Annotated in this window: 19 protein-coding genes and 1 riboswitch; of the genes, 10 read left to right on the top strand and 9 right to left on the bottom strand. The window is 72.4% G+C overall.

Features of this window, described 5'->3' with window-relative positions:
- Window positions 1–37 precede the first annotated feature (37 nt).
- The gene (locus ACEZDE_RS17990) at window positions 38–1699 is read right to left on the bottom strand and encodes an LCP family protein (protein ID WP_380537304.1); all 1662 of its coding nucleotides are present in this window, start codon (window positions 1697–1699) and stop codon (window positions 38–40) included.
- A gap of 233 nt (window positions 1700–1932) precedes the next feature.
- Here ACEZDE_RS17990 and ACEZDE_RS17995 point away from each other — a divergent pair, with 233 nt between their 5' ends.
- Genes ACEZDE_RS17995 through ACEZDE_RS18005 form a run of 3 tightly spaced genes read left to right on the top strand, consistent with a single transcriptional unit; the run spans window position 1933 to window position 4459 of the window.
- On the top strand, window positions 1933–3153 hold the full coding sequence (locus tag ACEZDE_RS17995; protein WP_380537305.1) for an ABC transporter ATP-binding protein: 1221 nt from the start codon (window positions 1933–1935) through the stop codon (window positions 3151–3153).
- A complete protein-coding gene (locus ACEZDE_RS18000; protein WP_380537306.1) occupies window positions 3153–3791 on the top strand; it encodes an ABC transporter permease in 639 nt (212 codons plus the stop codon). The genes ACEZDE_RS17995 and ACEZDE_RS18000 overlap by 1 nt, the downstream gene beginning before the upstream one ends.
- Entirely contained in the window at window positions 3788–4459 is a 672-nt protein-coding gene (locus tag ACEZDE_RS18005) for an ABC transporter permease (protein WP_380537307.1), read from the top strand. The genes ACEZDE_RS18000 and ACEZDE_RS18005 overlap by 4 nt, the downstream gene beginning before the upstream one ends.
- Window positions 4460–4510: 51 nt before the next feature.
- Here ACEZDE_RS18005 and ACEZDE_RS18010 read toward each other — a convergent pair whose 3' ends face one another.
- The 4 genes from ACEZDE_RS18010 to ACEZDE_RS18025 form a co-directional block, all read right to left on the bottom strand.
- Window positions 4511–5038: a GTP-binding protein gene (locus tag ACEZDE_RS18010; protein WP_232242408.1), complete on the bottom strand. Its 528-nt coding sequence runs from the start codon at window positions 5036–5038 to the stop codon at window positions 4511–4513.
- 70 nt (window positions 5039–5108) lie between these two features.
- A complete protein-coding gene (locus ACEZDE_RS18015) occupies window positions 5109–5600 on the bottom strand; it encodes a DUF742 domain-containing protein (RefSeq protein WP_380537335.1) in 492 nt (163 codons plus the stop codon).
- A 223-nt stretch (window positions 5601–5823) separates the two neighbouring features.
- Window positions 5824–6312, bottom strand: coding sequence for a roadblock/LC7 domain-containing protein (locus tag ACEZDE_RS18020; protein ID WP_380537308.1), 489 nt, complete (start codon window positions 6310–6312; stop codon window positions 5824–5826).
- Window positions 6309–9662 (bottom strand): HAMP domain-containing sensor histidine kinase, encoded by a 3354-nt coding sequence (locus ACEZDE_RS18025; RefSeq protein WP_380537309.1) that lies wholly within the window; start codon window positions 9660–9662, stop codon window positions 6309–6311. Before ACEZDE_RS18025 ends, ACEZDE_RS18020 begins: the two co-directional genes overlap by 4 nt.
- Window positions 9663–10042: 380 nt before the next feature.
- Here ACEZDE_RS18025 and ACEZDE_RS18030 point away from each other — a divergent pair, with 380 nt between their 5' ends.
- Entirely contained in the window at window positions 10043–11005 is a 963-nt protein-coding gene (locus ACEZDE_RS18030) for an ABC transporter substrate-binding protein (RefSeq protein ID WP_380537310.1), read from the top strand.
- Between the two features lie 145 nt (window positions 11006–11150).
- Here ACEZDE_RS18030 and ACEZDE_RS18035 read toward each other — a convergent pair whose 3' ends face one another.
- Window positions 11151–11687: a MarR family winged helix-turn-helix transcriptional regulator gene (locus ACEZDE_RS18035; protein ID WP_380537311.1), complete on the bottom strand. Its 537-nt coding sequence runs from the start codon at window positions 11685–11687 to the stop codon at window positions 11151–11153.
- 128 nt (window positions 11688–11815) lie between these two features.
- Here ACEZDE_RS18035 and ACEZDE_RS18040 point away from each other — a divergent pair, with 128 nt between their 5' ends.
- The 6 genes from ACEZDE_RS18040 to ACEZDE_RS18065 all read left to right on the top strand — a co-directional run bounded on the left by ACEZDE_RS18040 (window position 11816) and on the right by ACEZDE_RS18065 (window position 17125).
- Entirely contained in the window at window positions 11816–13099 is a 1284-nt protein-coding gene (locus tag ACEZDE_RS18040) for an MFS transporter (protein ID WP_380537312.1), read from the top strand.
- 154 nt (window positions 13100–13253) lie between these two features.
- Window positions 13254–14183, top strand: a complete 930-nt coding sequence (locus ACEZDE_RS18045) for an undecaprenyl-diphosphate phosphatase (RefSeq protein WP_380537313.1) — start codon at window positions 13254–13256, stop codon at window positions 14181–14183.
- Between the two features lie 149 nt (window positions 14184–14332).
- Complete coding sequence (locus ACEZDE_RS18050) at window positions 14333–14941, top strand: thioredoxin family protein (protein WP_380537314.1); 609 nt, start codon at window positions 14333–14335, stop codon at window positions 14939–14941.
- A 103-nt stretch (window positions 14942–15044) separates the two neighbouring features.
- A riboswitch (cyclic di-AMP (ydaO/yuaA leader) is annotated at window positions 15045–15181 on the top strand.
- Between the two features lie 12 nt (window positions 15182–15193).
- Complete coding sequence (locus ACEZDE_RS18055) at window positions 15194–16177, top strand: M23 family metallopeptidase (protein ID WP_380537315.1); 984 nt, start codon at window positions 15194–15196, stop codon at window positions 16175–16177.
- Between the two features lie 106 nt (window positions 16178–16283).
- Window positions 16284–16616, top strand: coding sequence for a hypothetical protein (locus ACEZDE_RS18060; protein WP_380537316.1), 333 nt, complete (start codon window positions 16284–16286; stop codon window positions 16614–16616).
- Complete coding sequence (locus tag ACEZDE_RS18065) at window positions 16616–17125, top strand: hypothetical protein (protein ID WP_380537317.1); 510 nt, start codon at window positions 16616–16618, stop codon at window positions 17123–17125. Before ACEZDE_RS18060 ends, ACEZDE_RS18065 begins: the two co-directional genes overlap by 1 nt.
- Window positions 17126–17139: 14 nt before the next feature.
- Here the strand turns inward: ACEZDE_RS18065 and ACEZDE_RS18070 are convergent, their stop codons facing one another.
- From ACEZDE_RS18070 to ACEZDE_RS18080, 3 genes are all read right to left on the bottom strand, one after another.
- Window positions 17140–17442, bottom strand: coding sequence for a hypothetical protein (locus ACEZDE_RS18070; RefSeq protein ID WP_380537318.1), 303 nt, complete (start codon window positions 17440–17442; stop codon window positions 17140–17142).
- A gap of 105 nt (window positions 17443–17547) precedes the next feature.
- The gene (locus tag ACEZDE_RS18075; protein WP_380537319.1) at window positions 17548–19209 is read right to left on the bottom strand and encodes a hypothetical protein; all 1662 of its coding nucleotides are present in this window, start codon (window positions 19207–19209) and stop codon (window positions 17548–17550) included.
- A gap of 131 nt (window positions 19210–19340) precedes the next feature.
- Complete coding sequence (locus ACEZDE_RS18080) at window positions 19341–21488, bottom strand: PrsW family intramembrane metalloprotease (protein ID WP_380537320.1); 2148 nt, start codon at window positions 21486–21488, stop codon at window positions 19341–19343.
- Window positions 21489–21506: the final 18 nt, after the last annotated feature.

Consider the following 21506-nt stretch of genomic DNA (forward strand, 5'->3'; position numbering starts at 1 on the left):
CCGGGGCCCGCCCGCCTGCGAAGACCTACCGGACAGGCTAGGGTGCGGAGTTCTTGACCTTCGGGCTGAGCGCGTAGGCCCGGGTCGGGTTCATCCCGCCGTAGCCGGGCAGCGACACCGTGGCCTGGGTGCTCACATGGGCGCAGCTGTTGACCTGGTTGCCGGTCTTGGCACTGGCGTTGGCCAGCGCGACCTTGGTGTTGGCCGCGGGCGCCTTGGCGGTGCCGCCGGGGAAGACCACACCGGACGGCCAGTCGGCGCCGATCACCAGGGTGACCTTGCTGCCGCTGCTGGCCGGCTTCACCGCCGAGGCGGCGAGGCCGAGGCTCGCGGCGACCTGCTGGGCGTCGGCCTTGCGGCCGGTGCCGTACTCCACCGTGCTGGTCTGCACGCTGCTGCTGGGCGCGTTGCCTATGGTGCTGTCGCTGCTGTAGCCGAGCTTGACCAGCTGGTCGTGCAGGGCGGTGGCCCGGCCGCTGGTGGTGCTGCCGTTCTCGACCTGGACCGCGATCTCGCCCGGCGGCGTCGACGGGGTGCTCGGGGCGGCCGTGGCGGTGGCGCTCGCGGCGGCGCTCTTGCCGCCGGAGGCGGTGGTCAGCGACTGGTCGTTGCTGATGGTGTTGAACAGGGTCTGCGCGCCCGGCCCTATCACCAGCCGGTTCACGTCCGACGGGTCGGCCCCGGTCTGCATGGTGGTGAAGGTCATCCGGTTGGTCGGGACCTTGTTGAGGTCGGAGGCCAGGCCGAGCAGCGAGGAGATGCTCTTGAGGCCGTCGTCGACGGTCAGCGCCTTGGTGGCGGCGGTGGCCAGGTTCAGCATCCGGGACGGGTTGGTGAAGGTCTTGGAACTCTTCATCGCGTTGATCGTCTGGGTCAGGAATATGTGCTGGGCGTCGGCCCGGCCCAGGTCGCCGCCGTTGCCGAAGCCGTGCCGGGTCCGGACGAACTCCAGTGCGGCGGTGCCCTGGAGCTCGTGGGTGCCCTTGGCGAGCTTCAGGTGCGAGTAGGGGTCGTAGACGTTGTTGTCGACGCAGACGCTGACCCCGCCCACCGCGTCCGACATATTGACCACGCCGCTGAAATCGATCATGGCGAAGTGGTCGATCGGAATTCCGGTCAGATCGTGGACCGCGGCCACGGTGCAGCCGGGGCCGTAGGCCAGGGTGCTGTTGATCATTCCGGTGTGGGCGTCGGTGTGGGCGCCGGTCTTGGCGTCGGTGCAGGCCGGGAGGGTGGTCACCAGGTCGCGCGGGACGCTCATCACGGTCGCGTTGGAGCGGTCGGCGGAGATGTGGACCACCATCTCGACGTCGGCGTTCGCCCCCGGGCCGCAGTCGCCGCCGAGCTTGCAGTCGGCCTTGTTGTCGCGTCCGTCCGAGCCGATCACCAGCATGTTGATCGGGGTGCGGCCGAAGGCGTCGGCCTTCTCCGTACCGGCGTTGCCGCTGGTGCCGTTGAAGAGGCTGTCGCTCTTGATGTTGTGGTCCAGGGTCCAGGCCGTGTAGCCGAGGTAGCTCCCTGAGACGAGGACCACACCGCCGACGACCATGGCGGCGATCTTCAGGCCGCGGTGGCGTCCGCGCTTGCGGCTCTTCCGGGCCGCCGCGCGCCCGCCGAACTCCATGCCGCTGCCGCCGGAGGATGCGAACCCGTCACCGCGTCGGGCGGCGGCCCGGCCGCCGGTCCTGGTGTCGCTCATGGTCACATCCTTCGGTTCGGCACGGTGCATTGGGGAGTAGGACTGCACGCCCCCGGCGTCCGGTTCCAGGCTGCGCAATGTAGCAAGCGATTGTGAGTAGTACATAAGGAGAACGTTTCGGAGGGTACCTTGCCGACGCTGCCGATCGAACTTTTGAGCGTTGACGCAGCTGCGTGACCGACCGGAAAATAAGGGTCCGTTATCGCGCTGTGCCCGAAGGGTTATGTACTGCTTTGATACTGATTGACGCTGTGACGAAGCGGTACCCGGACGGAACCACCGCGGTGGACCGTCTCACGCTCGAGATACCCGACGGGTCCATCACGGTTCTGGTCGGACCCTCGGGCTGTGGCAAGACCACCACCCTGCGCATGATCAACCGCATGATCGACCTCACTGAGGGACGCATCACACTCGACGGCGCGGACATCCGCGACCAACCCGTCAACGCGCTGCGCCGCTCCATGGGATACGTGATCCAGAACGCGGGGCTGTTCCCGCACCGCACCATCGCCGACAACATCGCCACCGTCCCCCGGCTGCTCGGCTGGGACCGGCGGCAGGCCAAGACCCGGGCGCTGGAGCTGATGGAGCGGGTCGGCCTGGACCCCGCCCTGGCCAAGCGCTACCCCTACCAGCTCTCCGGCGGCCAGCAGCAGCGCGTCGGGGTGGCCCGCGCGCTCGCCGCGGACCCGCCGGTGATGCTGATGGACGAGCCCTTCTCCGCGGTCGACCCGGTGGTCCGCAAGGGCCTCCAGGACGAACTGCTGCGGATCCAGGCCGAGCTGGGCAAGACCATCGTCTTCGTCACCCACGACATCGACGAGGCGATCAAGCTCGGCGACATGGTCGCGGTGCTGCGCGAGGGCGGGAAGCTGGCCCAGTACGCGCCGCCCTCCGAACTGCTGACCGCGCCGTCCGACCCGTTCGTCGAGGACTTCCTCGGCACCGACCGGGGCGTCCGGCGGCTGTCCTTCTTCACCGCGGCCGGGGTCGAGCTGACCTCGCTGCCGATCGTCGCCGTGGACAGCACCGCCGAGCAGCTCACCGAGCGCACGCTGCCCGCGCTGGACCTGGGCAAGACCCCCTACCTGCTGGTCACCGACACCGAGGGGCGCCCGCTCGGCTGGGCCGACGCCAAGCTGCGCGCGGCCGGCGACACCGCGCTCACCCCGTACGGCCACAGCTTCACGGCCGGTCGGGACTCGCTCCGCGCCGCGCTGGACTCCGCCGTGCTCTCGCCCACCGGGTGGGCCGTCGCGGTGGACGAGAGCGGCCGGGCGGTCGGCGTCGCCGCGCAGGAGACCATCGCCGCCGCCATCCGCGACGCCCACGCCGAGCGCCCGGTGCTGCTGCCGTCCCAGGTGGCGGAGCCGGACGGCGACGGCGGCCCGGCCGGGACCGCCGCCGAGGACGCCGCCGTGCCGGTGCGGCCGGACGGGGCGGGCGCCTGATGGGGGACTTCTTCAAGCTCCCCAGCGACCTCCAGCACAGCTGGCTCGGACTGGTCGGCTGGCACGTCCAACTCGCGCTGATCCCGGTGTTCTTCGGGCTGCTGATCGCGCTGCCGATCGGCCTGCTGTGCGCCCGCTACCGCTGGCTCTACGGGCCGATGCTCGGGGTCAGCACCGTCCTGTACGCGCTGCCGTCGCTGGCCTTCTTCGTGGTCCTGATCGACTGGACCGGCCAGAGCGACACCACCGTGGAGATCCCGCTCACCGTCTACAGCCTGGTGGTGCTGATCCCCGCGATCGTCGACGGCGTCCGCTCGGTGGCGGACGAGACCCACGCCGCGGCGACCGCGATGGGCTTCGGCCCGATCCGCCGCTTCGTCCAGGTCGAGCTGCCGATCGCGGTCCCGGCGATCGTGGCCGGGCTGCGGGTCGCCGTGGTCTCCAGCATCAGCCTGGTCAGCGTCGGCGCGCTGATCGGCAACCAGGGCGCGCTGGGCAACCTGCTCGCCGACGCCAGCCAGTACCACCGGCCGATCCTGGCCTGGAACTCGGTGCTCACCACCGCGGTCCTGGCGATCCTCATCGACGGCCTGCTGGTGCTGCTGCGCCGGCTCCTCACACCCTGGGCGGTGCGGTGAACCTCTTCCACTTCGCCCATGTCTTCTTCAGCGACCACAAGTACTGGAGCGGCCAGGACGGCATCCCGACCCGGCTGGGCGAGCACGTCCAGTACTCCCTGGAGGCGCTCGGCATCGCCGCGCTGATCGGGCTCCCGATCGGCCTGATCACCGGGCACACCGGCCGCGGCGGCAACGCCCTGGCCTTCCTCGCCACCGCGGCCAGGGCACTGCCGAGCTTCGGGCTGCTGGTGCTGCTCACCATCCTGATGGGCCTCGGGATGACCCCGGTGATGGTGCCGCTGGTCGCCCTCGCTGTCCCGCCGATGCTGGTCACCACCTACGAGGCGATCCGCTCGGTGGACCGCTCGCTGGTGGACGCGGCGCGGGGGATGGGGATGGGCCCGCTGCGGGTGCTGTTCCAGGTGGAACTGCCGGTGGCGCTGCCGCTGGTGTTCAGCGGGATCCGCTCCTCGGCCATCCAGATCGTCTCCACCGCGACCATCGCCGCGTACGTCTCCTTCGGCGGCCTCGGCCGCTACATCGTGGACGGCCTCTACCAGGAGGACTACAGCCAGGTGGTCGGCGGGGCGAGCCTGGTGGCCGGGCTGGCGTTGGTGACGCTGTGTCTGTTCTGGCTGGCAGGACGGCTGTTCGTCTCACCGGGGGTGCGGCGGCAGCAGCGGTAGCGGATACGGAAGGGGCCCAGCCGACGGCGGGGCCCCTTCGCTCTGCGTCAGTCAGCGCTCGGCGCGGGCCAGTGCCAGTTCCAGCACCACCAGCAGCGCGTCCCGGACCGAGCCGCGCTCACGGGCGTCGAACAGCACCAGCGGCACGCTCTCGCCGATGTCCAGCGCCCAGCGCACCTCGTCCAGGTCGTGGCCGAGGCTGCCGTCGAAGACGTTCACCCCGACCGCGAACGGCAGGCCCTTGTTCTCGAAGTAGTCGACCGCGGCGAAGCAGTCGTCGAGCCGCCGGGTGTCCACGATGACCAGGCCGCCGAGCGCGCCCTCGACCAGGTCGTCCCACATGAAGCCGAAGCGGTCCTGCCCCGGCGTGCCGAAGAGGTAGAGCTTCAGGGTGGGGTCGAGCGTGATGCAGCCGAAGTCCATCGCCACGGTGGTGGTGGTCTTGTGCGGGGTGTGGGTGAGGTCGTCCACGCCTGCGGCGACCTCGGTGATGCTGGCCTCCGTCGTCAGCGGCTCGATCTCGGAGATCGCGGCGACGGTGGTGGTCTTACCGACGCCGAAACCACCCGCGATCACCATCTTGACGGGCAGCGGGGGACGGGTGGACACGGCGGTGCTCCGGGTGCTCGTGGTGATCAGGGGCGACGGGTCAGGCAGGGCGGTTGTCACGGGGGACCCCTCGGGAGTCGGGGACGGCCCGGAGACCATCGATAACCCTCCGCAGTACGGAGACGTCCTGGGCAGTGTTCGCCTGGGGCGCGTAGACCGTCAACTGCCCTGCGGTGCGCAGGTCGTCGGCGATCACCCGGACCACGTTGAGGTGCAGCCGGAGCCGGGCGGCCAGCTCGGCGAGGGACTGCGGGACGCGGCAGGCGTCGATGATGGCGTGCCGCTCGAAGGTGAGTCCGGCCAGCGCGTCCAGCCCCAGCGTGGTGGAGACCACCTGGGTCTCCAGGGGGAGCGGACCCGCGTCCGCGCCGCCGCCGGCCGCGAAGCCGGCCCCGGCCACCCGGCCCGCGGTGAGCAGGAACGGGCGGACGGCGAGGCTGCTGCGGGTGGCCTCCGGCGGGGGCGGTGCTGCGGCCGGAGGGCCCTGCTCGGACTGCTGCGCCGGCGCCGGGGACGGAGGCGCCGGAGGCAGCGGGGCGGGGGGTGGCGCGGGGGCCGGGGCCGGCGCGGGGGCCGGTCTCGGCTCGGGGGGCGGCGGAGGAGGGTCGTCGTCGGCCATCACGTACGGGCGCAGGGGGCGTACGACCCCTGCGGACGGGGTGTCGTACCCGCCCTGGGCGGTTGTCGCGCTGCCCACCATCGGTCGTCGTCCTTTCCTCGGATCCAGTTCCCGTACGTGCAGGATTGACGGAGCGTCAGCCGACCTGACCGGCCGCGCCCACGCCGTTCTTGAGCTCGATGATCAGCTGCGGGCTGAGCGCGGCCCCGGCCCGGTTCGCGAACAGGGTCATCTCATAGGCGATGTTGCCGAGCTTGGCCTCCTTGGAGGCCACCACCCCCAGCACCGAGCCGTTGCCGATGGCGGAGACCAGGAGGTGCCCGCCCTCCAGGTCGATGATGACCTTGTTCAGCGCGCCGAGGCCGTAGTTGCCGGAGGCGCCGGCGGCAAGGCTGGTGATGCCGGAGACGATCGCGGCCAGCCGCTCGGAGTCGGCTGGGTCGCGGAGCCGGGACACGGCTATCAGCAGCCCGTCGGAGGAGACCGCGATGGCGTCCACGACGCCGGCCGTCTGTGTGGCGAAACGGTTCAGCAGCCAGGTGAAGTCCGCGGCCGCGCTGGCCAGGGCTGCCGGGTCGGGCGTCTCTGCGTGGGGGGCGGCTGCGCCGTCTGTGGGCGTGGTCACGGTCCCACTCCTTCCGAAAGGTCATGCGGTGCGGTGTGCTCGGTACTGCGGAAATCTGGGACCTGGAGGTCGGTCAGCGTGCTGTCGCGCTGGGCGCGGTCCACGGCCGCCTCGAACTCCTCCAGGGAGTTGCGGACTTCCTCGGCGTTCTGCTCGGGGAGCGGAGCGGCCGGGACGACGTCGGCCCGGGGGGCCTGGTTCGGCTGGTTGAGGGTCGCTCCGCGGACCCGGCGGCGCAGGCCCTCGGGGCGGCCGGCGGGGGTCGCGTTCGCGGCGGGGGCCTGCGGCTGGCCCGGTGCCTGCGGCTGGACGGGCGTCGGCTGCTGGACGGGTGCCTGCTGGGTGGGTGCGGGCTGCTGGAGCGGCTCGGCGGTGCGGGTGTGCACCGGTTCGTCGGCGGGACGGCGCACGGCGCGGCGCGGCAGGCCGCCCTCCGTCGCGGGCGGCAGCGGGATCGACACCGGGGCGGAGCCGAGGGCGCTCCGCGGCGGCGGGTACGCGCCTGGGGGCGCGGGCTGTGCGGGCGGCGGGGCGTACCCGGTGGGGGGCTGGGGCTGTGCGGGCGGCGCGGGGACGGGCGCGGGCGGGGCGTACGCGCCGGGGGGCGCGGGCTGTGCGGGCGGTGCGGTGTAGGCCGCTGGGGCGGGAATCGGGGCCGGGGTCGCAGTCGGGTAGCCGGCTGGGGGCGCGGCGTGGGCTCCGGGGGCGGGGTACGCGCCGGGGAGCGCGGACTGCGCGGCTGCGGTGGGGTAGGCGGAGTGGGCCGGGTCGCCGGTGGGCGCGGGGTAGCCGGGCGTCTGGGCGGCCGGGGTCGGGTAGCCGGGCTGGGCGGCCGGTGCGGGGAAGCCGGGCTCGGCGACCGGTGCGGGGTAGGGCAGTTGGGCCTGGCCCGCGGGGGACGGGTAACCCTGGGCCGGGTAGGGCTGAGTCTGGGCTGCGGGAGCCGGCTGCGCCTGGCCCTGGGCGGCAGGTGCGGGGTATCCGAGCTGAGCCGGGGTCGGGTACCCGGGCTGGGCGGCCGGGGCGGGGTACGCCTGGGCCGGGTAGCCGGGTTCGGCGGGGGCCGGGTACCCGGGGGGCTGGGCCTGGGCGGCTGCGCCGGGGTACGCGGGATACGCCGGGTCGCCGGCGGGTGCGGGGTAGCCGGGCGTCTGGGCGGCCGGGGCCTGGTGGGCCGGACCCTGGTAGCCGGGCTGGGCGACCGGCGCGGGGTACGGCGCCTGTCCGACCGCTTGCCCGACCGCCGGTTCCGGAGCGGCCTGCGGTTGGACGCTGAGGGCCGCCGGGGTGGCCGGGGCCGGGGTCGGGCTGGGTATCGGGCCGGCCAGCAGTCCGCGGGGGATGGTGACCAGGCTGGTCACGCCGCCGCCGGGGGTCCTGGTCAGGGTGACCGTGATGCCCCAGCGCCGGGCCAGCGTGCCGACCACGAAGAGGCCGAGCACCTTGGTCGGCACCAGGTCCAGCCGCTCGCGGCGCACCAGCCGGGCGTTCTCCTCGGCCAGCCGCTCCGAGCCCATGCCGAGGCCGTGGTCCATGATCTCGATCGCGGCCTGCCCGCCCGGCGCCGACCGCACGGTGACCTCGACGTTGCTGTGCGCGGGCGAGAACGCCGCGGCGTTCTCCAGCAGTTCGGCCAGCATCAGCACCAGGTCGCCGACGATGTCGGGGGACACCGTCGCGTCCGACTGGGTGTGCAGCACCACCCGCTGGTAGCCCTCGATCTGGCCGAGCGCGGCGCGCAGCACATGGGTGACCGCGGCGGGCCGCCCGTCCAGCTCGGACTCGCGGATGCCGGCCAGCAGCATCAGGCTGTCCGCGTTGCGCTGCATGCGCACCGCGATGTGGTCGATCCGGTACAGCTGCTCCAGCAGGTCCGGGTCGGTCTCGCTGCGCTCCACCCCGTCGATCAGCGCGAGTTGACGGGTGGTCAGGTTGCTGACCCGGCGGCCGATGTTGCCGAACATCTCGGCGATGTTGCGGCGGCCGGTGACCTGGCGCTCCAGCAGGCCGGCCGCGGTCACCTGCACCTGGTTGAACGCCTCGGCCAGCGAGCCGAGTTCGTCCCGGGCGACCACCGGCAGGGCCTCCAGCCGGGCCGGGCTCTCGTCCACCGCGTCGTCGTCGGCGACCCGGGACAGCTCGGCCTCGGAGACGCTGGCGACCTTGCGCGCGGCGGCGGTGAGCCGCTGCACCGGGCGGACCACGGAGTGCCGGATCAGCACCGACAGGGTGACCCAGGTGACCGAGATCAGCAGCGCCAGCAGCATCAGCAGGGCGGCGTGCCACCAGGCGGTGGTGGAGGAGTCGTCCGCGGTGGAGGCGATCTGCTCGGTCAGCTTGCGGGTGATCGCGAGCCGGGTGCTCGCCTCGGCGACCACCTTGACGAAGGTCGGCTCGACCACGTCGCGCTCGGCGCCCTGCAGCGCGGCGGCCGTGGTCAGCCCGGTCAGCGGCGAGGGGTCGACCTCCAGCTGCGAGAACTGCTGGTCGAGGAACTTCTCGTCGGGGTTGTAGTCGATCCCGTTCAGGACGCCGGCCTGGTCCGCGGTGGCGAGCCGGCCGAAGCGGTCCTTCTGCTCCAGGTACTGGGCCTGGTAGCCGACGGCGGCCATGAACTCGATCATCGCGTTGCTGCCGCTGGTCTGCGCGGACAGCAGGCTGGTCTCGTAGGCGGAGTGGGTGCTGTCGGTGCGCAGCAGGGCGTCGAGGCGCTGGCTCAGCTGCTGGTCGCCGTTGTGGTCGGTGTCCAGGCCGAGGCCGTCCACCAGGCCGTCGGCGGCCAGCTCGTACCCGGCGTCGATGTTGTTGGCGACCAGTTCGCCCGAGACGATCTGGCTGCGGATCATCTCCAGCGCGTCGACCTGGCTCAGCGCGACGGACTCCGCGGGGGGCAGCGACGAGCCGAAGGCGGCGCGGACGGCGGTGGTCTGCGTCCTGGTGGCGGCTACCGCCTTCTGGAACGCGGCCGTGCTCGGGGACTTGTAGCCGGACATCATGTGGGCCAGGTCGAAGCGCGCGGACAGCACGTTGGCCTGCTGGTGCTCGGCCTGGACGTCGTCGACCAGCTGGGCCACCTGCTCGCTGGAGCGGAACAGGTCGGCCTGGTTGCCCGCCGACTCGGCGTTCTGCACCTGGCCGTTGACGATCAGCGCGAACAGCACCGCGATCACCACGACCGGGATGGCCACCAGGAGGTTCAGCTTCTGCCGGAACGGCACCCGCTCGATGGCGAACCCGAAGGCGGCACGGAACCCGCCGCCCTGCGCCCTCTCGGTCAGCCGCGGCGGCTCGGGGAGCTGGGTAGTCGAGGGAGCGTCCGATGTGGCCGGGCGCACGTCCTGCCGGGACAAGCGAATCTCCTCGATCGGCTCGGGAGCCTGATGACTGATGGTGCGTCAGTTTCGAACCGGAATCCCGGCATCGAAAATCCGACCTCGCGGAGACTACCGGCTCACGGGCAAAGATCGTCAGTGGGGGTTGTGAACATTGTGATACGAAGTCACCAAAGTGCTTCCCCGATCACGGGTTCGCATCGCAGTATCACTGCTTTGCGGGTGTCGAGGGGCAGGTCAGGCCCGGAACGGGGGTTCGGACGGGGCCGGTCGAGGCTCGGACGGCAGTTGACTGCCGCTGACGCGAACGGATTTGATCCTCCGAGAGCATCAGTCGCAACCGCTGCCACACCCGTTGCACGCACCGCCCAGGCACCTCCTCACCTTCGGAATGGAACATGATCACCAACGGTAACAACGGCCGACGCATAGCCGCCGCCCTGATCGCCTCTGCTGCCGCTGTCTCCATGGCCGCCTGCGGTTCCTCCTCGGCGACCAAGTCAAGTGACAGCAACCCGCTGGCGGCCAAGCCCTCTGCCTCCGCCTCCGCGGGCGGTCCCGTCGTCGTCGGCGGCAACAACTTCGCCGAGAGCACCCTGCTCGCCGACATCTACGGCGAGGCGCTCAAGGCCAAGGGCGTCGCGGTGACGTACAAGTACCAGATCGGCAGCCGCGAGATCAGCTACGGCCTGCTGAAGAACGGCTCGGTCACGGTGATGCCGGAGTACAACGGCGCGCTGCTGGCGTACCTGGACCCGAAGGCCGTGCCGACCTCGCAGGACGACACCGACACCCAGCTGACGGCCAAGCTGGCGAGCAACCTGACCCTGCTCAACCCGTCCCCGGCCGAGGACAAGGACTCGCTGACGGTCAACGCGGCCACGGCGGCCAAGTACAACCTGACCTCGGCGTCCAAGATCTCCGACCTGTCGAAGATCGCCGGCGAGATGGTCATCGGCGGGGCCCCGGAGTTCCAGACCCGGCTGGAGGGCCTGGCCGGCCTGAAGTCCGTCTACGGGCTGACCTTCAAGAGCTTCAAGGCGCTGGACGCGGGCGGCCCGCTCACCGAGGGCGCGCTGGCCAAGAACAACATCCAGGTCGGCGACATCTTCACCACCGACAGCACGATCTCCGCCAAGAAGTGGGTCACCCTGGTCGACGACAAGGGCCTCTTCGGCTACCAGAACGTGATCCCGGTCGCGCAGAAGGGCGCCCTCTCCCCGGCCGCCACCGATGCGCTGAACGCGGTGTCGGCGAAGCTGGACACGGCGACCCTGCTGGACCTGGACACCAAGGTCGGCAACGGCACCGACCCGCTGGCCGCGGCCCAGACCTGGCTGAAGTCGGTCGGCCTGGGCTGATCCGGATTCCGCTCCGAGGCTCCGAGGCTCCGAGTAGTGAGTGAGGGCTCACCCACCGCGTCCTGCGGTGAGTGAGCCCTAACTTTTGCTCCGGGGCCGGACGGGCCTCGGTCGTGCGGGCTGTCCAAGCCGCCCAAGCCGTCGCCTAGTCGTCCAGGTCGTCGCAGCGGCCCAGCGCGTCCGGCTGGTGCTCCTCGACCCGGCGCAGCATCCGTCCCAGCTGGGCCGAGAGCACCGCGCGCTCCTCGGTGGACGCGTCCTGCAGCAGCTCCTCCTCGAAGACCGCCGCCATCCGCATCGACTCCAGCCACTTCTCCCGGCCGAGCCGGGTCAGCTCGATGTTGACCCGGACCCGGTTGCTCTCGTCCCGGGTGCGGGTGACCAGCTCCGACGCCGCCATCCGGTCGATCCGGTGGGTCATCGCGGCCGGGGTGAGGCCGAGCCGCCGGGCCAGCTCCCCGGGGCCGAGCCGGTACGGGCTGCCGGCCACGATCAGCGCCTTGAGCACCTCCCAGTCGGCCGAGCTGATGCCCAGCTCGGTGAGCTGCCGCCCGTAGGCGACCGACATCCGCCGGGTCAGCCGGGTCAGGGTCGAGACGATGGTCTCCACCTGCGGGTCGACCATCGGGAACTCACGCTGGTACGCCGCGACCTGTTCGTCGATCTGCAGCTCAGTGGTCATGCCCTCCAGTGTCGCACGAAGGCTAAAGGGTTCCGACTTATAAGGTTTCTCACCGAAGACTTTAGTAGTGTACTCTTCCGGAGGAAACCTGTAGCGGACAGGGACGACATGGAGAAGGGCGGTGCAGCATGGCGCGCACGATTCGGCAGGTGCAGGTCGGCAACGCGCTCAGCGCGTTCGGCAGCGGCTTCACCGTCCCCTATATGTTCGTGTACGTGAACCAGGTGCGCGGCCTCGGCTCGATGACCGCCTGGCTGGTCTTCACCCTGTTCGCCCTCGCCGCCCTGGTCGCGCTGCCGCTGGCCGGTCGCGGCATCGACCGCTACGGCCCCCGCCCGGTGCTGGTCGCCGGGGCGGTCACCGCCTCGCTCGGCGCGCTGGCCTTCGGGCACGCCACCGGCAGCGGGCACATCCTGATGTCCGCCTTCCTCTTCGGCGGCGGCGTCGCCGCGGTGCAGCCGGCCCTGGCCACGATGATCGTCCGCTGCTCCACCCGGGCCACCAGGGCGCATGCCTTCGCGCTGCAGTTCACCCTGGTCAACCTGGGGATGGGGATCGGCGCGATGATCGGCGGCCAGATCGTCGACGTGAACCGCCCGGCCAGTCTGACCCTGCTGTTCACGATCGAGGCGCTGATGTTCCTGGTGCTCGCGGCGGTGACCGGAAGCGTCCGCATCCCGGCGCTGCCCGAGGTGCCGGCCGCGGTCTCCGCCGCGCCCGGCGACCGGCCGCGCTCGGACCTGCGGATCCTGCTCGCCGACAAGGCGATGATCCGGATCTGCGTGCTCGCCGGGTTGATCTTCTTCACCTGCTACGGCCAGTTCGAGTCCGGGGTCGCCGCCTACGCCACCGATGTGGTCGGCACCTCGCCGTCCGTGCTCGGCCTGGCGCTGGGCGCGAACACGCTGGCCATCGTCGCGCTGCAGATGGTCGTGGTGCGGATCACCGCGCGCCGCCGCCGCAGCACCGCGATCGCCGCGACCGGGCTGGTCTGGCTCGGCGCCTGGGCGGCCGCGGCCGCGGCCGGGCTGGTGTCGAACGGCACGGTCGCGACCGCGGCGATGCTCTCGGTCTACATGCTGTTCGGCGTCGGTGAGGCGCTGCTCGCGCCGACCCTCGGCCCGATCGTCGCCGATCTGGCCCCGGCGCATCTGCTGGGCAGCTACAACGCGGCGTTCTCGCTGGTCAAGCAGGTCGCGGTGGCGATGGGCCCGGCCGCCGGAGTACTGCTGGTCGGCTCCGGGCTGTCTCCGGTGTACCTGGCGGTGATGGCGGGTTGCACGGTGCTGATCGTGACGCTGGCGCTGCGGCTGAGGTCCCAGCTGACCGGCGTGCAGGACAACGCGGTGCGCCGGACCACGCTGGTGGCCTCCGGCCGCCGGGACCTGATCGAGCCCAGCCTCGCCGCCTGACCGCGGGGCGGCGGGGCTGCCGAGGCGGTGCGGGAGCGGTAGGTGAACGCTGGGCGGCAGGGTGATGAACAAGGGTCGGCGGGGGGTTGAGGGTCTACAGCGCTGTAGTAGTTTCTGAGCTGCCCGTTGATCCGTCCTCTGTCGAAGGCCGCCGATGTCCGTGCTCACCTACCCGGAAGCGATCGGCGTCGGCCTGCTCCAGGGTGTCACCGAGCTGTTCCCCGTCTCCAGCCTCGGCCACAGCATCCTGGTGCCCGCGCTGCTCGGCGGGCACTGGAAGGCGGACCTCAACGTCTCCGCCGCCGACTCCCCGTACCTGAACGTGCTGATCGGGCTGCACCTGGCCACCGCACTGGCGCTGGTCGTCTACTTCTGGCGGGACTGGGTCCGGGTGATATCCGGCCTGGTCAGCTCGATACGGCACCGCCGGATCGAGACCGTCGAGGAGAAGCTCGCCTGGCTGCTGATCGTGGCGACCATCCCGGTCGGCATCGCCGGGCTCGCGCTCGACAAGGTGTTCCGGGAGTCGCTCGGCAAGCCGATCCCGGCGGCGATCTTCCTCACCCTCAACGGCGTGGTGCTCTACGTCGCCGAACGGCTGCGGCGCGGCGGCACCGGACGGCGCCGGGCCGGCGACGACCCGGCCGTCCCGGCTCCCGGTGACGAGAACGTGCATCCTGACGTGCTGTCCGACCGCCGGATCACCAAGCTCCGCTGGGGGCAGGCGCTGGTCATCGGCTCGGCGCAGATCCTGGCCCTGCTGCCCGGCATCAGCCGCTCCGGCGTGACCATCAGCGCCGGGATCTTCAAGGGCATGCGGCACGAGGACTCCGCCCGCTTCGCCTTCCTGCTGGCCACGCCGGTGATCGGGGCGGCAGCCCTGCTCAAGGTGCCCTCGCTGATGGGTTCGGCGGGCGACGGCATCCGCGGCCAGGTGCTGGCCGGTGCGGTGGCGGCGTTCGTGGCCGGGTACGTCGCGGTGCGGTTCCTGACCAAGTACTTCGAGACCAGGACGCTGACCCCGTTCGCGATCTACTGCTTCGTGGCCGGGCTGGGCAGCCTGGCGTACCTGACCCTGACCTGACCCGGCGTGACCCGACCTGACCCGTACGGGTGGCTCGGCGGCGCGTGAACCGGTCCTGGGGCGGTTCCTCTGCTCGAATGATCGTCCGACGTACATCGGCGTGCATCTGAGGTACGCGACGTACACGGCGGCGAGGAGAGGCGCGTCCGATGACCATGACCGGTCGGCCGGGACGGGTGCTGCGGGGCGTGCTGGCGGCGCTCTCGGGCCTGCTGCTGCTCAGCGGCTGCGTCGTGGTCGGAGGCAGGCCGGTCGGCGGTCCCGCGGGCGGTGCGAACCGGCCCGGGGGCGTCTCCGGGGACTCGATGGGGCTGGCCCGTCCGTTCCTGCCGCTGCCTGTGGTCGCCCCGGCCGCCGTCCCCGAGGGCTACGACCCGTCCGCCGACGCCGCGGCAGACCTCGCCGCCGCGCTCGCCGCGGCGCGTGCCGACGGGCGGCCGGTGCTGCTGGACTTCGGGTCGTCCTGGTGCGAGGACTGCCAGGCGCTGACCACGCTGGTGCAGAGCCCCGGCGTGCACCAACTGCTGGCCCGGGACTACCACCTGGTCACCGTCGACGTCGGGCACTACGACCGGAACACGGAGCTGGCTGCCCGTTATGTGACGCTGCCGGGCGACGGCATCCCGGCTCTGGTGGTGCTCGCCCCGGACGGCTCGAAGCGGGCCGCCCCCGGCGCCCAGCAGTTCGCCGACGCCAGGAACCTCGGCGCTGACCAGGTCGCAAACCTGCTGGTGGACTGGCTCTTTACCAAGAACTGACGCTCCGTCCCCAACTGCACCCCCGGGATCTCTTGGATTCAATCGTCACTAGGATTACCTTTCTATAACGCAGTGCGAAGTTCAGCCGTTCGACGGACGGCGTCGCATGTGATCGCCTAATCCAGCGTGTTGGAACCGGGGAACCACGTACTTCCTGGGGTGAATCGGCCGAAACCGGTCGTAGGGGACCTTCCTCCCCGAACCCGTCAGCTAACCCGGTCGGCGAGAGGGAAGGAAAGGAGTACGCCGAACGTGGCGTCGCACCAGCCCACTTGGGCACCCGCACAGTCCACGGCCGTGCTCGGCTTCGCGGCCATGGCCGCGGTCGGAGCAACCGGTCTCGCCGCCCAGCCCGCCTCGGCGGTGGACGGCTCCGCGCGGGGCACCACGCTCGTCGCCCAGGAGCACGACCGGGCCGAGCCCGCCGTCGCCGCTCCGGCCACCGACCCCGGCCTGGCCCTGGCCGACCGGATCCGCGCGCAGGCGGTCCAGCAGCGCGCCACCGCGGAGGACGCGGCCCGTCGGCAGGCCGCGCAACTGGCGGCGGCCAAGCTGGCCATGGCGCAGCAGATCGCAGCGGACGACCAGGCGCGGGCGCAGGCGGCGGACGAGCGCGCGGCGGAGGCGCGGGCCGCCGAGGCCCACGCGGCGGCGCTGCGGGCGGCGGAGGCGGAGGCCGCGCAGGCGGCTCAGGCGCAGGCCCAGGCCGCGCAGGTCCAGGCGCAGGCTGCTCAGGCTCAGGCCGCCGCCCAGGCCCAGCAGTGGGCGGGGCAGGCGCAGGCGGCTCCGTTCGCCGGGTCGGCCACGGCGACCGCGACTCCCGCCCGTACGGCGGTCGGCACGCTGGTGGCCCCGGTGGCCGGGGCGGTTCGCGGCGACGGCTTCGGGCAGTCCGACTCCTACTGGGCCCACCTGCACACCGGCCAGGACTTCGCCGCGCCCACCGGCACCCCGGTGGTGGCGGTCGGCGAGGGCGTGATCACCTCGGCCGGCTGGGCCGGGGCGTACGGCTACCGGGTGGTGCAGACCCTGCCGGACGGCACCGAGCTGTGGTACTGCCACCTCTCGGCCATCGGCGTCGGCGCGGGCCAGGTGACGGCCGGTCAGCCGATCGCCCGGGTCGGCGCGACCGGCAGCAACGTCAGCGCCCCGCACCTGCACCTGGAGGTGCGCCCGTCCGGCGGCGAACCGGTCGACCCGTCGAGCTGGCTCTCCGCCCACGGCCTCGCCCTCTGACGAGGCCCCACAAGTTCCGAGGGTCCCGCTGACATCCCCCCGACAGCGGGACCCTCGGTGCGTCCAGCCCCCGGCGGGCGGTACAACGCTGTTGTACGCTGGTGGCATGGCAGCCAGGCGCAGCATGATCACGATAGCGGCGGACGCGGAGACCAAGGAGCGGGTCCGCTCCTACGCCGAAGCGGCCGGGGTCGATCTCAGCACCTATGTGTCCGCGGCGATCAGCGCGGCGATGGATCGCGACGACCTGGTCGCGCGGGCCTTCGCACCGCTGGACGTGCTGATCGACGAGGCCGAGCAGCGCGACGCCGACCTGCCGTGGCCGCAGTCCGGGACCGAGCCGATCGACCGCGGCGAGAGCGAGTCGATCGACCAGGCTCTCGACGACTTCTTCGACACCCCGCCGCTGGACCGACGGCATCCGCGCGGCGCGGCCTGATGCCGGTCGTCTACGACGCGGGCATGCTGATCCACCTGGAGCAGGGCCGGGATCGAGCGGTCGCCCTACACCGCAAGTTCCTGGAGCGCGGGGGACACCGTCCGATCGTGCCGCTGCCGGTGCTCGGCCAGGTGTGGCGGCCGGGTCCTGGCAACTACACGACGTTGAAGCCGATTCTGGCCGGCTGCACGGTCTACGCGGCGCGTGACTCCCGGCCGCCCTCCTTCGAGGCCAAGGGCTGGGGCGACGGATCACGGCCCTGCCTGCCGTGCGCGTCGGGCCACACCGAGCGCGACGGCAAGCGGGTCGGCGCGCTCGCGGCGCGGGTGAAGCTGCCCGCGAAGAAGCAGTTCGACGTGGTGGACGCCCTGGTGCTGGTGGTCGCGGCGCACCACGGCCGAGCCCTGGTCGTGACCACGGACGTGGAGGACATCCTGGCCTACCGCGAAGCCCTGGGCGAGCACCAGGTCGGCGTCTGCCACCCGGACCAGCCGACCCGCATCCTGTAGGCCTTTCTGTACGGTCAGGCGCGGCGGTCGGCGGCGGCCCAGGAGGCCAGGGCTACGGTTCCGGCTGCGGTGGCGATGGAGGGCCAGGCGCCGAGTTTCCTGGCCAGGGGGTGCGAGCCGGCGAACGCGGCGGTGTAGAGGGCGGTGAGCGCGACCGCGGTGGTCGGGCCCGCGGCGCGCTTCCACTGGGTCGCGGCGACCGCGCCGGCTGCGAGCAGGACCACGCCGCCCAGTTCGCGGCGCTCGGTGGTCCTGGCGATCCCGTAGCCGCCGACGAGCCCGCTCGCCGCGACCAGGGACGAGGGAATCCTTGCCATCGTCGGTCAGCCTCCTTGGTTCCGGTACGGCTCCGAGCCTCTCATGCGCCGTCCTCGGCGCTGAGCGGGGCCCGTAGGAGCTGAGTCGTCCGGGGGCTGTGCGGGTCAGTTGGTGCGGGTGTTGTGGAGGTGGAGGCCGATGTAGCCGATGTAGATCCGGCCGGTGCCGGAGCAGTCGTCGTGGTAGTGCAGCCGGGGGGCGGTGCCTCCGCCGCCTATCCGGAGGTGGGCGCCCATGAAGACCTTGCCAGCCGGGTTGACCTCGACCGGGACCGGCAGCTCGCGCTCGCCCTTCCACTTGCCGTTGGTCCGCACCGTGCGGGACTCGTCGCGGATCACCTTGCGCGGCGGGAAGACATGGCAGTCGCCCGGGGTGTTCTCGCACCACCTGCGGAAGTCGCCGCCGGACTCGCCGTGGACGGCCGCCTCGGCGTAGTCCTGGAGCGCCAGCAGGGCATCCCAGGCCATCCGGACCCAGGTCGGGTGGTCGGTCTGGTCGTCCAGCTCGCGGGCCAGCCGGGGGTCGCCGGTGAACGAGAGCAGCGGGAACTCGTCCATCCGCTCCACCAGTTCGGCGAAGGAGAGCGGGTCCTCCCGGAGTGTCCCCGACAGGGTGGGCGCGGAGGAGTCGTCGGCCTCGGCCAGGCGTCCGCGCAGCGAGCGGACCTGGGTGCGGGCCTCGCGCAGCTCGCTGTACTGCTCGTCGTACTCGGCGGCGAGCTGGGACTCGCGCTCCTCCGCGGCGCGCAGCCAGCGGCGTACCTCCTGCAGTTCCTCGGCGCGGGCGCGCTCCTCGTGCACCTCCTCCTCGTGGTGGTCCACCAGCAGGGAGCCGGGCTGCACACCGTCGATCTCGGGGTTGGCCTCGACCGGGCCGCTGGTACGGCCGCCCGCGCGCAGCGGGGGCAGCCCGGCCAGCGCGTCCGGCAGCGGGGACTGCACCGCGAGTCGGCGCGGCAGCCAGGCCAGCAGGCCGCTGGCCCGGCGCAGGTCGGCGTCCAGGGTGTGCCGGCCCATCACCCGGTGGCGCTGGGCCTCCGGCGCCCAGGCCGGGTCCAGGCCGGGGAGGTAGGTGCGGACCGCGCCGCCGTACACCCGGTGGTGCTCAAGCGCGCGGTTGAAGTCGCGCTCGGCGCCCGGCGCGAGCGCGTAGAGGACGGCCAGGCCGGCGCAGCCGCGCAGCAGCGGGTCGACGCTCTCGGCGAGCCAGTCGTCGAAGTCGACCCGGGGCGGGGTGCTGGCCACGACGATCGGCATCCGCCGGTCCGGGTCGCACAGCTCGTCCAGCACCTCGTCCACGTCGCCGCGTTCGATCACGGTGGGGAGGCCGTGCAGCCTGGCGGCGTTCGGGTGCTCGCCCTCGGTGGCGGCGAGTACGTCCAGCAGGCCCCTGGCCAGGGTCGGCACCGGGGCTTTCGTCGCCGAGGCGCCGCGGACCGGCAGCTGCTCGGCGTCGAGTCTGACCCAGGTGGCGCCGGTCGGAGGGGTGCTGACGGTCAGTGAGGTCTGCCAGATTCCCTGGGGTGTGAACTCGCGTAGTCGCCAGCGGGCGACGGATTCCTTCGCGCCGGTGGCACCGCGGATGCGCTCTTTGAGCGCGCAGTCGAGGACGGCCTGCGGGCCGACCCGGTGCCGACCGTCCTCGGCGCCCGGGTCCTCGTAGTGCTGCGCCTTCAGCCAGTGTCTGACCTGCTGCCCGGCGAGGGAAACCGTGTCCCGGTGGCTGTGGCCGCTGGCCACGGCCATGCGATAGATGCCGTCTGTCATCCGCTGGCCTCCTGACGCTGTCTCGGCGTCACCGCACGCTGCGTGCGGGTGTTAAGAGGGACAACGTGGGGAGGGCCCCGGATGGTTCCGGTGCGATCAGCTGGGGGCGCGGAGGGGGGTGGTACGCGCCGTCACTGCACGCCGTCGCCTTCGGCGGGGGTGGGGGCCGGCGCGGGGAGCGGGGTGTCGGCGGGGGCGGGGTCGGGCTGGGGGTGGCGGTGCTGCTGGGGGATGGAGGCCAGCGGCGGCTGTGCTCCGGGGAGGGGTTGGGCAGGCAGGTACGGCGCGGGGGCCTGCGGCTGCGGCTGGGGTTGTGCCTGCGGGTGTGGCTGCGGCCGGTTCGTGCGGCGGAAGCCGGAGGGCTGGCGGGCGTAGGGGTCGTAGTTGGGTTGGTTGGGATGACTGGACGGGGTGACGTAGCGCGGGGCGGCCGGGTAGCCGGGGGCGGGACCGTAGGGGCCGGGGCCAGGGCCGTTGTACGGCGTCGGCGCGGGGTACGGGCCGGGGGCGGCGGCCGGGTACGGCGGCGCGGCGTACGGGCCGGGGGTGCCGTACGGCGGCGGCGTCCCGTACGGGCTCGGGGCTGCGTACGGGCCCGGGGCCTGGTACGGGCGGGGGGTGGTGTTCGAGTCGGGTACGGCGAAGGGGTCCTGGGCGTTGCCCGGGTAGCCGCCGTTGGGGCCGGTGGCCTCGGCCGGGGCCGCGGCGGGGTGGCCCGGGGCGGAGTAGTTCGGGCCGGGCTGCAGGTTGCCGTGGTTCGGGCCCGGCTGCAGGTGGCTGTATCCAGGGCCCGGCTGCGGGTAGCCGTACCCGGGGCCCGGCTGCGGGTGGCCCTGGTTCGGGCCAGCCTGCGGGTAGCCCTGGCCGCCGGGGGCGGGGCGCTGGGCGAACCCGTACCCCGGGCCGGGGTACGGGCCCGGCGGGGGGCCGTAGCCCGGGTGGGGGGTCTGCGGGAGGCCGTAGCCGCCCGGGTAGGCGTACGGGCGGGGCGGCTGGGGGTGGGTGCGGTACCACTCCTGTGCGCCGACCCGGACGAACACCTCGGCGACCTGGTCGCGCCGTTCCCACAGGTGGTGCAGCAGCTCCTGCTCCCGCTCGGTGAAGTCGCGGCCGGCCAGCCCGCGCTCGGCCCGCTGCCGCAGGAACGCCAACGAGGTCGCGAAGCCCAGGTACTCGGCCATCGCCCTGGCGCCGTCCTGCCCCTGGGTGAACCGGGCCAGGTCCTCGGACTGCCGCCGGGTCCGCATCGCCGACAGCACCAGCGGCACCTGCGGTGGCAGCCAGCCCGCCGTCGCGTACACCGGCAGCTGGCGCTGGACCACCAGCAGCTCGCTCCGCCGGGACCACACCACCAGCCACACCATCAGCCCGAACACCGGCACCATGAACAGGAAGTACACGCCGAGGAAGCCCAGGCCGCCCAGCGTCGAGGAGCCGTTCCAGGTGCCGTGCATGATCATGGCGCAGACCCAGCCGCCGATCGGCGCCAGGATCCGCAGCCAGCGCTTGCGGGTCATCGCCGCCACACCGAAGCCGACCCCGGTCATCCCGGTGAACAGCGGGTGCGCGAACGGCGACATCACCTCGCGCTGGAGGAAGGTCAGCAGGGTCAGCGCGAACCCCTGGCCGTCCTTGCTGCCGTCGCCGACCGAGCGGCCGATGTAGAGGATGTTCTCGGTGAAGGCGAAGCCGGTGGCGGTGAACCCGGCGTAGACGATGCCGTCCACGATGCCGCTGAAGTCGCGCCGCCGGAACAGGAACAGCAGCAGGATCGCGGAGCCCTTCGCGGACTCCTCCACCAGCGGGGCGACCACGCTCGCGCCGAGGGTCTCACCGCTGCCGACCTGGTGCTCGATCAGCAGCGACGTCGCCCAGGTGTTGGCGAGCAGCGCCACCAGCGTGGCCGCGCAGGCGCCCCAGGCGAAGCAGAACAGCAGGTTGCGCAGCGGCTTGGGCTCGATCCGGTCCAGCCAGTAGAAGGCCCCGAGCACCAGCGGCACCGGCAGCACGGCCAGCGCCACCCCGATCAGCAGGCCCGAGGTCCCGGTCATCCGCTGCACCCGGGCCATGATCGCCACCCCGCACAGCGCCAGCAGCACGATCACCGCGACCAGCCGCAGCGTGCGGCTGGCGAAGAGGTTGCGGCGCGGCTTGTAGCGCAGGCGTCCGGCCGGCTGGAACTGCGGCTGCTGCTCCGGCTGCGGGACGGGCGGCGCGGCTATGTCGGCTATCTCGGCCGGGTCGGCGACGGGCTCGGCGTCGGGTAGGGGGCTGCTCACCGTACGACCTTAGCCGGG

The organism is Streptacidiphilus cavernicola (genome assembly GCF_042510955.1).
Lineage (GTDB): Bacteria > Actinomycetota > Actinomycetes > Streptomycetales > Streptomycetaceae > Streptacidiphilus > Streptacidiphilus cavernicola.